We start from the raw sequence: 14,077 nt of genomic DNA, 5'->3' as shown, positions 1-14,077 counted from the left end.
GCGCCGGGACTCCGTTCCTGCGCGCTCCGGGAACCGGTTCCGGCGCGCGCCGGTCACGCGGTTCCGGCGCTCGTCAGGCGGTTGAAGGAGGACCGGTAGGCGCTGGGGGTGAGGCCGGTGCGGCGCAGCAGGTGCCGGCGGAGCGAGTCCGCCGTGCCGAGGCCGCTCGCGCGGGCCACCCGGTCCATGGGGAGGGAGGTGGTCTCCAGGAGTTCCTTCGCCCGCTCGACGCGCTGGTGGAGCAGCCACTGGAGCGGGCTGACGCCGGTCTCCGCGTGGAAACGGCGGGAGAGCGTGCGGACGGAGACGCCGGCGTGACGGGCGAGGTCGGTGAGGCCGAGGGGTTCGTCGAGGTGTTCCATCGTCCACGCGCGCGTGTCGGCGAAGGAGACGCCGCGCTCGGGGGGCAGCGGGGTCTCGGTGAACTGGGTCTGGCCGCCGGGCCGGACGGGGGCGACGAGCGCGAGCCGGGCGACGGCGTTGGCGACGGCGGCGCCGTGGTCGGTGCGGATGACGTGCAGGCAGAGGTCGATGCCCGCCGCGTACCCGGAGGAGGTGAGCACGGGGCCGTCCTGGACGAAGAGGACGTCGGCCTGGAGGTCGACGGCCGGGTGCCGGGCGGCGAGCAGCGGCCGGTACGCCCAGTACGTCGTCGCCGCCCGGCCGTCGAGCAGTCCGGCCTCGGCGAGCGCGAAGGCGCCGGTGCAGATGGACGCGATCCGCTTCCCTCCGGAGGCGGAGGCGCGCAGGACGTCCAGGACGCGCGGGTCGGGGTCCTCGTACGCCCCGCTGCCCGCGAGGATCACGGTGTCGGCCCCCTCGACGGCTTCGAGTCCGTGCGGGACGACCAGGTCGAGGCCGCCGGTGGTGGTGACGGGCCCGGGGTCGGGGGCGCAGATGACCGTCTCGTAGCCGGGCCGGCCGTCGACCTCGACCTTGCCGAAGAGCATCTCCGGGATGGCCAGGTTGAACATCGAGACGGGAGGGGCGGCTATGACGGCGACGCGCCGGACACGGGACGCGGCGGACCTGCCGGGCGCGGCCGACCTGCCGGGCGCGACGGACCTGCCGGCCGCGGTGGACCTGCCGGGCGCGGCGGGCGGGGGCGTCGTCGGCGGCATGGCCAGAACCTCCGGTCGTATGGCATTCCAGCCACTACTGTACGGGCGCGCAGGTCACGAAGCTGGGCACATGTCCTCAACACTCCTCGCCGAGGCCCCCGTTGGCCGTCACGGCGCCCCCTCCCCCGGCCCGGCCCTCGCCGCCGCCATGCTCGGCTTCGCCCTCATCACCCTCGACACCTCCGTCGTCAACGTCGCCCTGCCCGCGATCGGCGCGGACCTTCGGGTCGGGATGACGGGTCTGCAGTGGGTGGTCGACTCGTACGCGCTGGCGTTCGCCGCGCTGCTGCTCTCCAGCGGAGCGCTTGCCGACCGGGTCGGGGCGAGCCGGGCGTACGGGGCGGGGGTCGTCGTCTTCACCCTCGCCTCGGCGGCCTGCGGCCTGGCCCCCGGCCTGCCCGGGCTCCTGGCGGCCCGGACGGTGCAGGGCGCGGCGGCGGCCGTGATGCTGCCGGCCTCGCTGGCCCTCGTACGGGAGGCGTACGGCGATCCCGGGCGGCGGGCCCGCGCGGTGTCGCTGTGGGCGGCGGGCGGCACGGTCGCGGTGGCCCTCGGCCCGGTCGCGGGCGGGGCGCTGACCACGGCCTGGAGCTGGCGCGGGATCTTCTTCATCAACCTGCCCCTCGGAGTGCTCGCGCTCGCCCTGCTGACCCGGGTGGCCCGCTCGGAGCGTCGGCCCGCCCCCCTGGACCTGCCGGGGCAGCTGACGGCGATGACGGCGCTCGCGGCGCTGACCTTCGCGGCCATCGAGGGCGGCACGGAGGCCTGGTGGGCGCTGGGGGTCGCGGCGGTCGCCTTCGCCGCGTTCCTGCTGATCGAGGCGCGGCGGCGGCATCCGATGGTGCCTCTGGGGCTGTTCCGGAACACGACGGTGGCGGTGGCGGTGGCGGCCGGTTCGGCGAACAGCGTGGCCTTCTACGGCATGGTCTTCGTCTTCGGCCTCTTCTTCCAGCAGGTGCTCGGGCTCTCGGCACTCGGCGCGGGGCTGATGTTCCTGCCGATGACGGGGCTGCTGGCCGGGGTGAACGTCCTGTCGGCGAGGGCGGCCGCGCGGTACGGGGCGCGGCTGCCGATCGTCCTGGGGCAGGCGGTCGCGGTGGCCGGGCTGCTCGGCCTGCTCGCCGTGGACGCGGACTCCTCGCGGGTGGCGCAGGCCCTGCTCCTCGTGCCGCTCGCGCTGGGCGCCGGCTTCTCCCTGCCGCCGCTGATCGCGGCGATGATGGAGGCGGTCCCGGCGGAGCGGGCGGGCACGGCGGCGGGTCTGCTGAACGCGATCCGGCAGACGGCGGGCGCGCTCGCGATCGCGGTCTTCGGCTCCCTCGCGGCCCGGGACATGGCGACCGCCCTGCGCACGAGCCTCCTGATCAGCGCGGGCCTGCTGGCCCTGACGACACTGGCCTCGCTGCGGCTGCCGCGCCGCCGGACCCCCTAGGCACCCTTGCGGTACTGGCCGGGGGCCACCCCGTACTCCCGCTTGAAGGCCTTGGCGAAGGCGAACTCCGAGGAGTAGCCGGAGCGTTCGGCGACCGCGCGGAGCGGGAGGTCGTCGGAGCGGAGGAGGCGGCCCGCCGTGGTCATGCGCCACCAGGTGAGGTACGCCAGGGGCGGGCGCCCCACGAGGGCGGTGAAGCGGCGGGCGAACGCGGCCCGGGAGAGGCCCCCGAGCGCGCCGAGCTCCTCGACCGTCCACGCCCTGGCGGGGTCGCCGTGCAGGGCGCGCAGGGCGCCCGCGACGGCCGGGTCGCTCAGCGCGGCCGACCAGCCGGTGGAGCGGTCGGCGCGCTCGGCGAGCCACCAGGTGCGCAGCAGGTACAGGAGCAGGGTGTCGAGGAGGGCGGGGACGATGGCGTCGGATCCCGGCTGGGGTTCGGCGAGTTCGGCGCCGAGCAGGTCGACGGCGGCGCGCAGCCGGGGGTGGGAGCCGACCCGGGCGGGGACGTGGACGAACGGCGGCAGTTCGGTGAGCAGGGGGTGGGCGCGGGCCCTGCTGAGCCGGTAGGCGCCGCAGAGCAGCACGGTCTCCTCGGTGCCGACGGGTCCCCGGTCGGGCCGGGTGGGCCAGGAGCCGTCGGGGGCGGGCAGGACGTCGACGAGCGGGGTGCCGGGATGGTCGGCGAGGCCGTGGCCGGTGCCGTGGGCGAAGAGGACGACGTCGCCGGGGCCGAGCCGGACGGGGGCGGCTGCGTCCGGGGGCAGCATCCAGGCGGTGCCCTGGAGGACGACGTGGAATCCGGCGCTGTCGCTCGACGGGTAGCGGACGCCCCAGGGAGCGAGGCGGACGGTGCGGGAGGAGTGCGGGAGCCCGGTGCGCATGGCGGCGATGGCATCGCTCAGTACGTCCATGACCCGAACGGTAGCGCGCGAGACGATCGGACATGACGGGGAGCCGAGGGGACATGGATCGTCTCCCCCGCCCCTCCTAACGTCGGGGGCATGACGACAACGGACATGAAGACGAAGGCGGTTCTCTTCCACGAGCTCGGCGGCCCCGAGGTGCTCAGGGTCGAGGAGGTGCCGCTGCCGGCCCCCGGCCCCGGGGAGGTGCTCGTCCGGGTGGAGGCGATCGGACTGAACCGCGCCGAGGCGCTGTTCCGCTCCGGCACGTACTACTACCCGGCCACGCTGCCGGGTTCGCGGCTCGGCTACGAGGCGGCGGGCGTGGTCGAGGCGGTCGGGCCGGGGGTCACGGCGTACGCCCCGGGCGACCCGGTGATGGCGGCGGCCAACTTCGACTTCGGGGTCCACGGGGTGTACGCGGAGCGGGTGGTGCTGCCCGAGGAGTACGTGGTGGCCCGGCCCGAGGGGGTGGACGCGGTGACGGCGGCGGCGGTCTGGCTCTCGTACTTCACCGCGTACGGCGGGATGGTGCTGACCGGCGGGCTGCGCCCCGGCGACCACGTGGTGATCACGGGAGCGTCGAGCGGGGTGGGGACGGCCGCGATCCAGACGGCGCTGCGGACCGGAGCCGTACCGGTCGTCACCACCCGCGGCGAGGAGAAGCGGAAGCGGCTCCTGGAGCTGGGGGCCGCGCACGTGATCGCCACGGACACCGAGGACCTGGTCGGAGAGGTGCGGCGGATCACCGGCGGGGCGGGCGCGGACCTGGCCTTCGACGCGATCGGCGGGCCCGGCTTCGCCCGGCTCGGCGACGCGCTGCGGACCGGTGGCACCGCCGTGCTGTACGGCTGGCTCGACCCCCGGCCGGTCGAGCTGTCGCAGAACTGGCCGCTGACCACGCACACGTACGCGAACGGGGCGCTCGCCAGGACGGAGGAGGGCCGCCGGCGGGCCGCCGGGTTCATCGGCTCGGGGCTGCGGGACGGCTCCCTGGCGCCGGTGATCGCCGAGACCTTCGACGGCCTGGAGCGGATCGCCGACGCCCACCGGCTGATGGAGTCGAACACGCACCTCGGGAAGATCGTGGTGCGCGTCTCCTCCTAGGCCTGCCTTTCGGATCAGTCCCTGGCGGGGTGTCAGCGCCTCGGCACTCCCAGCGGGTTGCCGTCGCGGAGCTCCGGCGGGAGGAGGCGGTCGGGGGTCGACTGGTAGGTGACCGGGCGCAGCCAGCGCTCGATCGCGGTCGCGCCGACCGAGGTGGAGGTGGAGGTGGTGGCGGGGTAGGGGCCGCCGTGGTGCTGGGCGGGTGCGACGGCGACGCCGGTGGGCCAGCCGTTGACGAGGACGCGGCCGGCCAGCGGCGTGAGTTCGGCGAGCAGCGCGGCGGCGGCGTCGTCCTCCTCGGCGATGTGCAGGGTGGCGGTGAGGTTGCCGGGCAGCAGGCCGAGGACGGCGGTCACCTCCTCGCGGGTGGAGTAGCGGGCGACGACGGTGACCGGTCCGAAGCACTCCTCCAGGAGGAGGTGGTGGCCGCCGTCGGCGAGCGCGGCGGCGTCGACGGCGAGGACTCCGGCGCTGACGGTGTGGGCGCCGCCGGCGCCGGGGGTGACCGGGGTGGCGACGCCGGCGAGGGCGGCGCGCTCGGCGACGCCGGCGACGAAGGCGTCCCGCATGCGGTGGTCGAGCATGACGGCCGGCTCGGTCTCGCTGACGGCGGCGGTGAGGGCGTCGAGGAAGCGGTCGCCGTCCGCTCCCCGGGGGGCGAGGACGAAGCCGGGCTTGGTGCAGAACTGGCCGGCGCCCAGGGTCAGGGAGCCGGCGAGTCCGGCGCCGATCTCCTCGGCGCGCTCGGCGGCGGCGGCCTCGGTGACCACGACCGGGTTGAGGGAGCCGAGTTCGCCGTGGAAGGGGATGGGGACGGGCCGGGTGACGGCCGCGTCGAAGAGGGCCCGGCCGCCGCGGATCGAGCCCGTGAAGCCGGCCGCCGCGACGAGCGGGTGCCGGACGAGCTCCACGCCCGCGTCGAAGCCGTGGACGAGGACGACGACGTCCTCGGGGAGTCCGGCCTTGGCCGCGGCCCGGCGCAGCAGGGAGGCGCAGAGCTCGGAGGTGGCGGGGTGGTCGGGGTGGGCCTTGACCACCACGGGGCAGCCGGCCGCGAGGGCGCTCGCGGTGTCGCCGCCGGGGACGGAGAAGGCGAGCGGGAAGTTGCCGGCGGCGTAGACGGCGACGACGCCGAGCGGGATCTTCCAGCGGCGCAGGTCGGGGCGGGGCGGGGTGGCCCCGGGGTCGGGCGGGTCGATCCGGACGTCGAGGAACCAGCCGTCCTCGACGACGTCCGCGAAGGCGCGCAACTGGGCTGTGGTGCGGGCGAGTTCGCCGGTGAGGCGGACGGGCCCGAGGGCGGTCTCGGCGTCGGCCGCCTCGACGACGTGCTCGCCGGAGGCGTCGAGGAGATCGGCGGCGGCACGGAGGAAGACGGCCCGCGCGGTGCGGTCGGCGAGGGCCTCGCGGGTGGCGTGCGCGGCCCTGACGGCGTGGTCTACCTCCTCGGCCGTGGCCTCCACCGCGACCTGCTCGCGCGGCTTCCCCGTCCGGGGGTCCACACTCCACACTGGTTCTGCCGCCACCGCCACGCCCCTGTTCGCTATTCTGAACACAGTTCCCGTAGATGAACGCATCTGGGCGGGACTCTATTGACGGCCCGGCCGTCTCCACAAGGGGCCCCGTTCGGCCGGGGCGGCCTGGGGCGGCCGGACAACGGAAAAGGGGCGAGGGCCATGGCGACTGCCGACGCGGGTGGGGCACAGGTGAAGTCCGCGGTGCGGACCGTGGAGCTGCTCGAGTACTTCGCGGGACGCCCCGGGATGCACTCGCTCGCCGCCGTCCAGGAGGCCGTCGGCTACCCCAAGTCCAGCCTGTACATGCTGCTGCGCACCCTGGTCGAGCTGGGCTGGGTGGAGACGGACGCCACGGGCACGCGGTACGGGATCGGGGTGCGGGCGCTGCTCGTCGGCACCTCCTACATCGACGGCGACGAGGTGGTGGCCGCCTCCCGGCCCACCCTCGACCGGCTCTCCGACGACACCACCGAGACCATCCACCTGGCGCGGCTCGACGGCACCAACGTCGTCTACCTGGCGACCCGGCAGTCCCAGCACTACCTGCGGCCGTTCACCCGGGTCGGCCGCCGGCTGCCCGCGCACTCGACCTCGCTGGGCAAGGCGCTGCTCGCCACCCACAGCGACGAGCAGGTGCGCAAGCTGCTCCCGGAGACGCTCCCGGCGCTGACCGAGCACACGATCACCGACCGCGAGAAGCTCATCGAGGAGCTGCACGTCATCCGCGAGCAGGGCTACTCGGTCGACCGCGAGGAGAACACCCTGGGGCTGCGCTGCTTCGGCGTCGCGATCCCCTACCGGACCCCGGCGCGGGACGCGATCAGCTGCTCGGTGCCGGTGGCGCGGCTCACCCCGGCGCACGAGCAGATGATCAAGGACGCGCTGTTCGACGCGCGGGACCGGCTGACCCTGGCCACCCGCCGCCTCTGATCCGCCCGGTCACGCGCGGTCGGCGAGGGCCTTCTGCCAGACCGGGCTCTCGACGTAGTGGTTGTCGTACCGCTCCGAGGAGGCCTTGATCTCCTCGAAGCTCGCCTCGCCCCGCATGACGCGGCCGAGCAGACGCAGGTAGTCGAAGCGGGCCATGCCGGGCGTGAAGACGAAGAGGACGTCGGCCTCGGCGCCGGGCGCCGCGGCGAAGGCGTGCGGGGTGTGCGGCGGGACGAGGAGGAAGTCGCCCTCCTCCAGGACGGTCAGCTCCTCGCCTACCAGGACCTGGAGCGAGCCGCCGAGCACGAAGAACATCTCCGAGGCCTTGGTGTGGAAGTGCGCCGGGGCGCCGACCGCGCCCTTCGCGAACGAGGAGCGGTAGCTCGTCAGCTGCCCGCCGGTGGTGCCGGAGTCGGCGAGGAGGGTCATCACGCTGCTCGGGTCGGCGGTGGTCTCGGCGCCGGCGGCGCGGGTGAGGAGCGGGGCGAAGGTCTCGATCTCGTTCATGATCACCACCTTGGGCAGCCGTCGACCCGCGGCACAGGGTCAATCGATCACCGAGAACACGGGCCACTTCCACGGGCGGGACGTCGCCGCGGAGGCCCGGGGAGGAGGGCGCCTCCCCCGTGCGGCGGAGGCGGTTCACCGTCCGGCAGGAGGTGGGGGCCGGGGTCCGCGCGGGAGCGTGGAGCCATGACACAGACCGCTCCCCTCACCGCCCCGGCGCCCGCCGCCGGCCACCGTCCGAGCGCCGCCCGCCGGGCGCTGCGCGCCCTCGCGATCCTCGCCTGCGTCCCGTACATCTCGCTCAAGGTCGTCTGGGTGGCGGGCGGCAGGCTCGGCATCCCGGCCGGGAGCGTGCTCCTGGAGCACCCGCGGATGATGGTGATCGCCAACGCGGTCTCGGTCGTCGCCGACGTCCTCGTCGTCGCCCTCGCCCTGCTGCTCACCCAGGCCTGGGGCCGCCGCTTCCCGGCCTGGCTGCTCGCCCTCCCCATGTGGGCGGCGACCGGACTGCTCGCGCCGATCATGACCGGCTACCCGGCGCAGCTCGCGGTCGCCCTCCTCAGCGGCGACGAGAAGGCCGCCGCGCCCGCCGAACCCTTCCTGGACGAGTGGGTCTTCGGCGTCGTGTACGGCGGGTTCATCCTCCAGGGCCTCGCCCTCGGCACCCTCTTCGCGCTGTACGCCCGGGACCGCTGGGGCCGGCTGTGGCGGGGCCGGCTCGGCGAGCTGTCCGCCCGCACCTCCGGGCCCGGGGCGCGGGCCCTCGCCGTGGCCGGCGCGGTCGTCGCGCTCGTGCCCGCCACGCTCCATCTGCTGTGGGCCACCGGTTCGACGACGGGCCTGTCCGCCCGGCTGATCGCCGAACGCGACTCCGACGACCACGTCCTGGAGGCCACCCGGCTCGTCTTCCTCCTCGTCGCCGTCGTCCTCACCCTCCTCCTGGTGCTGCGCCGGCCCGCCCGGCTCCGGGTGCGCACCACGCTCGTCCTGGCCTGGACGGCCTCGGGTGCCGCGGGCTGCTGGGGCGCCTACCTGTCGCTCGTCGCGCTGCTGCCGGACCCGGATCCGGCCAAGCAGGTCCCCGGGCTCGTACAGCTGTCCTACGCTGGCGACATGATCACCGGGTTCCTCCTCGCCGCGTGCGTGGCGGCTTTTCTGAAGAAAAGCGCTGCCCTGCGGCGGCGGAGCGCCGAGGCGTGAGACCGGTGACGGCCCTGTTCGGGCAGCGGGCCCGGCTGCGCTGGCTCCATCTGATCCTGGGCGGCGCGCTGTTCATGCCCTTCTGGCTGGTCGGCACCCTCGTCATGGGGCCGCTGCTCGACGACGGCGGCATGTTCACCGGCGGCCTCGGGGTGCAGTTCGGGGCGTACGCGGTGGGGCTGCCGCTCGCCGCGGTCGTCGCGCTCTTCCCGCTGGCCCGGCCGATGTCGGTGGCGGCGGCGCGGGCGCTGTGCGGGGTGGACGCGGACCGGTTCGCGGACGGCCCGGCGCGCGGCCGGGAGGCCAGGGCCAGGACGGCCGGCTGGTTCAGCCTGCACCTGGGCGCCGGGGCACTGGTCAGCGGGGCGACGCTGGCCCTGCCGCCGTTCGCGGTGGCGGTCATGGCGCTGCCGTTCTCGCCGGGTCTCCGGGAGTCCGAACTCGGCCGGTTCTGGGGCCTGGACGCGGCCTGGCCGATCTGGGGCGCGGTCCCGGCCGGACTGCTCATGCTGCTGGCGCTCGCCGTCGGCGCCGCCGCGACCGGGTCCCTGCTCGCCCGGCAGGCTCCCCGGCTGCTCGGACCGAGCCCGGCGGACCGGCTCGCGGCGGCGGAGCGGCGCGCCGCCGAGGCGGAGGCCCGCAACCGGCTCGCCCGCGAGCTGCACGACTCGGTCGGCCACGCCCTGAGCGCGGTCACCCTCCAGGCGGGCGCGGCCCGCCGGGTCCTGGGCGGCGACGGGGCCGACCTGGAGTTCGTGCGGGAGGCGCTGACCGCGATCGAGGAGACCACCCGGCGCACGGTCGGCGAACTGGACCGGGCCCTCGGCCTGCTGCGCCGGGGCGAGGGCGCCGAGGAGGGCGTGGGTCCGGGGCTCGACGCCCTGGAGTCCCTGGTGCGGGGCGCGGGGCCGCGGGTGGCGCTGACGGTGGACGGGGCCCTGGGCTCCGTACCGGAGACGCTGTCGCGGGAGGCGTACCGGATCGTCCAGTAAGGGCTGACGAACGCGGCCCGGCACGCGGGCGGCGCGCCCGTCGCCGTACGGCTCGACGCCCGCACCGAGGAGTTGGAGATCACGATGGAGAACCCCCTGCCCGACCGCCCCCCGGTCACCCGGCCCGACGGCGGGAACGGCCTGCGCGGGATCGCCGAGCGGGCCCGGCTGCTCGACGGCACCGCCGAGGCGGGCCCGGTGGGCGGAGTGTGGCGCCTCGCGGTCAGGATCCCCCGGTGAGCGCCCCGGAGATCAGGATCGTCCTCGCCGACGACGAGCGGATGGTCCGGACGGCGCTGCGGGTCATCCTGGACGCGGAGCCCGGCCTCCGGGTGGTCGGCGAGGCGTCCACGGGCGCCGAGGCGGTGTCGGTGGTGCGGGCGGAGCGGCCGGACGTCGTCCTCATGGACGTGCGGATGCCGGAGATCGACGGGATCCGGGCCACCGAGCAGATCCTCGCCGGGATGACGGAGCCGCCGCGGATCGTGGTGGTGACCACCTTCGAGAACGACTCCTACGTGTACGACGCGCTGCGCGTGGGCGCGGCGGGCTTCCTGCTGAAGCGGGCGGCGGCGGAGGAGCTGGTGAGCGCGGTCCGGCTGGTGGCGCGGAGCGACTCGCTGCTCTATCCGGCGGCGGTACGGGGCCTGGCCGCCGAGCACGCCCGCCGCCGGCCGCCGGAGGCGCCGCCCTGGGTGGCGCGGCTCACCGAGCGGGAGGCGGAGGTGCTCCGCCAGGTGGCGACGGGCCTCACGAACGCGGAGATCGCCGGCCGGATGGGGGTCGGCCCGGCGACGGTGAAGACGCACGTGGCGGCGGTCCTGGCGAAGCTGGGCGCCCGCGACCGCACCCAGGCGGTGATCCTGGCGTACGAGTCGGGGTTCGTGGGGCCGGGCTGAGACACCCGGGTCTCGGGTACGGCCCCGGCCCTCCCCAGGGCTCCGCATGATCGTCGCACGGGCCTCCGACATGAAGGTTCGCTGAGAAACGGACCACATCCGGAACGTCCCCCCTCGGTCCGTTCGTCCCCAGAAGTGCGATGAACAAGACGATCAGGCACACGTCGGTCTTCGTCCTGCTCCTGGTGCTCGCCCTGCTCGGGCGGGCCACCTGGGTGCAGGCGTACGAAGGCAAGGCGCTCGCGGACGACTCGAAGAACCGGCGGAAGACCATCGCGCAGTACGCGCAGCCGCTCGGGAACATCGTCGTGGCCGGCTCACCGGTCACCGGCTCGAAGAGGACGGAGGGATCGGATCTCGCGTACAAGCGCACCTACACGGACGGCGAGCTGTACGCGGCGGTCACCGGCTACAGCTCGCAGGCCTACGGCGCCACGCAGCTGGAGGGCATCTACTCCAAGGTCCTCGACGGCACCGACGACCGGCTGAAGAACCCCCTGGACGCCGTCACCCGCAAGCAGCAGCAGCCGGGGACGGTCGTCACCACGATCGACCCGGCCGTGCAGAAGGCCGCCTACCGGGCGCTCGGGAACAAGAAGGGCGCGGCCGTCGCCGTCGACCCGGCGACCGGCCGGATCCTCGCCATGGTCTCCACCCCGTCCTACGACCCGTCGAAGATCGCCGGGACGAACGACGGCGACACCTGGAAGCGGCTGATCACCGACGAGGACAAGCCGCTGGTGAACCGCGCGCTCCGGCAGCCGCTCCCGCCCGGCTCCACCTTCAAGCTGGTCGTCGCGGCCGCCGCCCTGGAGGACGGCCTGTACGACTCCGTGGACACGGCGACGAAGAGCCCCGACCCGTACACCCTGCCGGGCACCCGGACCGTGCTGAGGAACGAGAACGCCTCCGCGCCCTGCGAGAACGCCACGATCCGCACCGCGCTCCGCTACTCCTGCAACAACGTCTTCGGCAAGATGGCCGCCGATCTGGGGCAGGACAAGGTGAAGGCGATGGCGGAGAAGTTCGGCTTCGACGACGCCGAGCTGGACGTCCCGGTCCGCGCCTACCCGAGCGTGTACCCGTCCGGCATGGACAAGGCGCAGACGGCGCTCACCGGCATCGGCCAGTTCGACGTGACCGCCACCCCGCTGCAGATGGCCATGGTGTCGGCCGCGATCGCGAACGACGGTCTGCTCGCCGCCCCGCACATGGTCTCGGAGGTCGTCGACTCCGACGGCGACGCGCTGACCTCGTTCAAGGACGGGGACACCGAGCGGATCGTCTCCTCCTCGACGGCCGAGCAGCTGCGCAGCGCCATGGTGACCGTGGTGGAGGAGGGCACCGGCACCAACGCGGCCGTGGACGGCGCCGAGGTCGGCGGCAAGACCGGCACCGCGCAGCACGGCGAGAACAACAGCAAGACGCCGTACGCCTGGTTCACCTCCTACGCGAAGGACCCCTCGACCGGGAAGCAGGTCGCCGTCGCGGTGATGATCGAGGACTCGGGCGCCGCCCGCTCCGAGGTCAGCGGCAACGGCCTGGCGGCGCCGGTGGCGCGGAAGATGATGGAGGCGGCGCTGAGGTGACGTGAGACGGGGACCGATTGGCCGTCGCGCCCCGCCGCACGGTATGCAGGGGCACACCCGCGATTCGAATGCGTACTCGGATCACGGGTGTGCCCCTGCTCCCGTCCCGCTGCTCCCGTCCCACGGAGGACCGCCGTGCGCCTGCCCCGTTCCCTGTCCGGCTGGACCATGGCGGTCTTCGGCGTCCTCGCCGCCGCCCTGGGGGTGGTGGGCCTGGTCGCCCCGGACGCCCTGCTCACCGTCATGGGCTTCGAGCCGGTGCCCGACGGCGGGCGCGCGGACGGGGACCACACCCTGGTCTTCCTGACGGCCTCCTCGATGGCCGCGCTCAACATGGGCGTCTACTACGTGCTCGCCGCGCTCGCCGACTGGAAGCCGTTCTTCCGGTGGACGGTCCCCTTCCGGCTCCTGACCTGCGCCGTCTTCACCCTCGCGGTCGTCACCGGCCGCGCCCCGGCCGGCTTCGTCGGCGTGGGGCTGTGGGAGGGACTCGGCGCGGTGGTGACGGGGGTCGCGCTGCGGTACGAGAAGCGGGAAGGAACCCGGTGGCGGACGGGAGCGACGACGTCGACCGGGGCCCGCTGAGGCACGCGTAGGGCACCGCGCGCCGTCTCCGGGCAAGCCGTCTAGGGCAACCGACCGATCCGGCCGGGCCGCCTCAGACGGCAGTCTCCTGGCATGCGCTGGTATCTGACAGGTGTCGTCGTGTCCGGATTCGGCACGACGGCGATGTGGCTGGTCTCCGGGATCTGGGTCAAGTCCCTCACGGGCTCGGACGGTCTGGCGGCCCTGGCCGCCTTCGCCCTCTGGGCGCCCGTGCTCGCCGGGCCGCTCCTCGGCACGCTCGCCGACCGGGTGCGGCGCAGACCGCTCCTGGTCGTCCTGAACCTGGCGATGGCGGCCCTGCTGCCGCTCCTGCTGTGGGTGGGGTCGGCGGACCGGGTGTGGCTGCTCTTCGCGGTCCTCGTGCTGTACGGAGCGCAGGGCGCCGTCCACGAGGCGGCCGAGCAGGCGCTGGTGGCGGTCGTCGTCGACGAGGGGCGGCTCGGCACGTTCAACGGGCTGCGGATGACGGCCAACGAGTCCATGAAGCTGATCGCCCCGCTGGTCGCGGCGGGCCTCTTCGCCCGGTACGGGGGCGGGCCCGTCGCCCTCCTGGACGCGGCGAGCTTCGCGGTCGCGGCGGGCGTGTTCGCGCTGATGCCCGTCCGGGAGGCGCGGCCGGCCCGGCCGGAGTCCCGGAGCTGGTGGCGCGAGACGGCCGAGGGGGTGCGGCTCCTCCGGGCCTCGCGGGTGCTGCGGCCGCTGGTGGCGACCGGCGCGTTCACGATGCTGCTCGCCGGGGTGAACGGGGCCGCGATCTACGCCGTCGTGGACGAGGGGCTCGGGCACGCGCCCGCGTACGCCGGGGTGCTGTACGCGGCCCAGGGCGCGGGCTCGGTCCTCGCGGGCCTGGTCACGGGCCCCCTGCTGCGCCGGATCCCGGAGCGGACCCTCGCCGCCATGGGCCTCGCGCTGTTCGCGGTGGCGGTGGGCGTACGGGGAGCGCTGCCGTACGGGACGACGGCGCTGGCGGCGAGCGTCGTGATCGGCCTGGGGCTGCCGTGGGTCCTGGTCGCGGTGATGACGGCGGTCCAGCGGGAGGCCCCGGCGGAGGCGGTGGGCCGCATGGCGGCGACCTCGAACACCCTGGTCATGGCCCCGAACGCGCCGGCCATCGCGCTCGGCGCGGGCCTGGTCGCCGTGACGGACGTCCGCGCCCTGCTCCTGCTGGTCGCGGTGACGGGGGCGGTCTGGGCCCTCGTCCTCGCGGCGCGGGGTGCGGGTGCCGTGCCCCGTGCCGGACGGCACCGCAGCCGTGCGGGCCTCCCGCCGGGCTGA

Annotated in this window: 12 protein-coding genes and 1 pseudogene; 9 read left to right on the top strand and 4 right to left on the bottom strand. The window is 74.9% G+C overall.

Features of this window, described 5'->3' with window-relative positions; translation table 11 throughout:
• Positions 1–53: 53 nt before the first annotated feature.
• Positions 54–974 carry a GlxA family transcriptional regulator gene (locus ACFYUZ_RS04265; protein WP_389306286.1) on the bottom strand — a complete coding sequence of 307 codons (921 nt, stop codon included), beginning with the start codon at positions 972–974 and terminating at the stop codon, positions 54–56.
• Positions 975–1,191: 217 nt separating this feature from the next.
• Here ACFYUZ_RS04265 and ACFYUZ_RS04260 point away from each other — a divergent pair, with 217 nt between their 5' ends.
• Entirely contained in the window at positions 1,192–2,553 is a 1,362-nt protein-coding gene (locus tag ACFYUZ_RS04260) for an MFS transporter (protein ID WP_389306099.1), read from the top strand.
• Here the strand turns inward: ACFYUZ_RS04260 and ACFYUZ_RS04255 are convergent.
• The gene (locus tag ACFYUZ_RS04255; RefSeq protein ID WP_389306097.1) at positions 2,550–3,464 is read right to left on the bottom strand and encodes an AraC family transcriptional regulator; all 915 of its coding nucleotides are present in this window, start codon (positions 3,462–3,464) and stop codon (positions 2,550–2,552) included. The two genes, ACFYUZ_RS04260 and ACFYUZ_RS04255, sit on opposite strands and share 4 nt — an antisense overlap.
• Before the next feature lie 90 nt (positions 3,465–3,554).
• Between ACFYUZ_RS04255 and ACFYUZ_RS04250 the strand changes: the two genes are divergently transcribed.
• Positions 3,555–4,562 carry a zinc-dependent alcohol dehydrogenase family protein gene (locus ACFYUZ_RS04250; RefSeq protein ID WP_389306095.1) on the top strand — a complete coding sequence of 336 codons (1,008 nt, stop codon included), beginning with the start codon at positions 3,555–3,557 and terminating at the stop codon, positions 4,560–4,562.
• Between the two features lie 32 nt (positions 4,563–4,594).
• Here the strand turns inward: ACFYUZ_RS04250 and ACFYUZ_RS04245 are convergent, their stop codons facing one another.
• Positions 4,595–6,088, bottom strand: coding sequence for an aldehyde dehydrogenase (NADP(+)) (locus tag ACFYUZ_RS04245; RefSeq protein ID WP_389306094.1), 1,494 nt, complete (start codon positions 6,086–6,088; stop codon positions 4,595–4,597).
• 150 nt (positions 6,089–6,238) lie between these two features.
• Here ACFYUZ_RS04245 and ACFYUZ_RS04240 point away from each other — a divergent pair, with 150 nt between their 5' ends.
• On the top strand, positions 6,239–7,009 hold the full coding sequence (locus ACFYUZ_RS04240; RefSeq protein WP_030691616.1) for an IclR family transcriptional regulator: 771 nt from the start codon (positions 6,239–6,241) through the stop codon (positions 7,007–7,009).
• 9 nt (positions 7,010–7,018) lie between these two features.
• Here the strand turns inward: ACFYUZ_RS04240 and ACFYUZ_RS04235 are convergent, their stop codons facing one another.
• A complete protein-coding gene (locus tag ACFYUZ_RS04235) occupies positions 7,019–7,516 on the bottom strand; it encodes a cupin domain-containing protein (RefSeq protein ID WP_389306092.1) in 498 nt (165 codons plus the stop codon).
• A gap of 186 nt (positions 7,517–7,702) precedes the next feature.
• Between ACFYUZ_RS04235 and ACFYUZ_RS04230 the strand changes: the two genes are divergently transcribed.
• The 6 genes and pseudogenes from ACFYUZ_RS04230 to ACFYUZ_RS04205 all read left to right on the top strand — a co-directional run bounded on the left by ACFYUZ_RS04230 (position 7,703) and on the right by ACFYUZ_RS04205 (position 14,077).
• Positions 7,703–8,716 carry a hypothetical protein gene (locus ACFYUZ_RS04230; protein WP_389306091.1) on the top strand — a complete coding sequence of 338 codons (1,014 nt, stop codon included), beginning with the start codon at positions 7,703–7,705 and terminating at the stop codon, positions 8,714–8,716.
• Positions 8,713–9,948 (top strand): annotated as a pseudogene (locus ACFYUZ_RS04225) (sensor histidine kinase). The gene ACFYUZ_RS04230 and the pseudogene ACFYUZ_RS04225 overlap by 4 nt, the downstream one beginning before the upstream one ends.
• A gap of 11 nt (positions 9,949–9,959) precedes the next feature.
• On the top strand, positions 9,960–10,607 hold the full coding sequence (locus tag ACFYUZ_RS04220; protein ID WP_389306284.1) for a response regulator: 648 nt from the start codon (positions 9,960–9,962) through the stop codon (positions 10,605–10,607).
• 140 nt (positions 10,608–10,747) lie between these two features.
• Complete coding sequence (locus tag ACFYUZ_RS04215; protein WP_389306090.1) at positions 10,748–12,196, top strand: peptidoglycan D,D-transpeptidase FtsI family protein; 1,449 nt, start codon at positions 10,748–10,750, stop codon at positions 12,194–12,196.
• Between the two features lie 168 nt (positions 12,197–12,364).
• Positions 12,365–12,781 carry a hypothetical protein gene (locus ACFYUZ_RS04210; protein WP_389306282.1) on the top strand — a complete coding sequence of 139 codons (417 nt, stop codon included), beginning with the start codon at positions 12,365–12,367 and terminating at the stop codon, positions 12,779–12,781.
• 93 nt (positions 12,782–12,874) lie between these two features.
• Positions 12,875–14,077, top strand: coding sequence for an MFS transporter (locus tag ACFYUZ_RS04205; protein ID WP_389306088.1), 1,203 nt, complete (start codon positions 12,875–12,877; stop codon positions 14,075–14,077).

Origin of the sequence: Streptomyces sp. NPDC004266, from assembly GCF_042874095.1 — a bacterium.
In the GTDB taxonomy this organism is placed as follows: domain Bacteria; phylum Actinomycetota; class Actinomycetes; order Streptomycetales; family Streptomycetaceae; genus Streptomyces.
The sequence above is the reverse complement of the archived record's forward strand: the minus strand, read 5'-3'. Positions and strand labels throughout refer to the sequence as shown.

Excerpts from the sequence above, each read along its gene's own strand:
- ACFYUZ_RS04255 (WP_389306097.1), bottom strand. The coding sequence starts at position 3,464 with ATGGACGTACTGAGCGATGCCATCGCCGCCATGCGCACCGGGCTCCCG.
- ACFYUZ_RS04265 (WP_389306286.1), bottom strand. The coding sequence starts at position 974 with ATGTTCAACCTGGCCATCCCGGAGATGCTCTTCGGCAAGGTCGAGGTC.
- ACFYUZ_RS04240 (WP_030691616.1), top strand. The coding sequence starts at position 6,239 with ATGGCGACTGCCGACGCGGGTGGGGCACAGGTGAAGTCCGCGGTGCGG.
- ACFYUZ_RS04250 (WP_389306095.1), top strand. The coding sequence starts at position 3,555 with ATGACGACAACGGACATGAAGACGAAGGCGGTTCTCTTCCACGAGCTC.
- ACFYUZ_RS04215 (WP_389306090.1), top strand. The coding sequence starts at position 10,748 with ATGAACAAGACGATCAGGCACACGTCGGTCTTCGTCCTGCTCCTGGTG.
- ACFYUZ_RS04235 (WP_389306092.1), bottom strand. The coding sequence starts at position 7,516 with ATGAACGAGATCGAGACCTTCGCCCCGCTCCTCACCCGCGCCGCCGGC.
- ACFYUZ_RS04205 (WP_389306088.1), top strand. The coding sequence starts at position 12,875 with ATGCGCTGGTATCTGACAGGTGTCGTCGTGTCCGGATTCGGCACGACG.
- ACFYUZ_RS04230 (WP_389306091.1), top strand. The coding sequence starts at position 7,703 with ATGACACAGACCGCTCCCCTCACCGCCCCGGCGCCCGCCGCCGGCCAC.
- ACFYUZ_RS04260 (WP_389306099.1), top strand. The coding sequence starts at position 1,192 with ATGTCCTCAACACTCCTCGCCGAGGCCCCCGTTGGCCGTCACGGCGCC.
- ACFYUZ_RS04210 (WP_389306282.1), top strand. The coding sequence starts at position 12,365 with ATGGCGGTCTTCGGCGTCCTCGCCGCCGCCCTGGGGGTGGTGGGCCTG.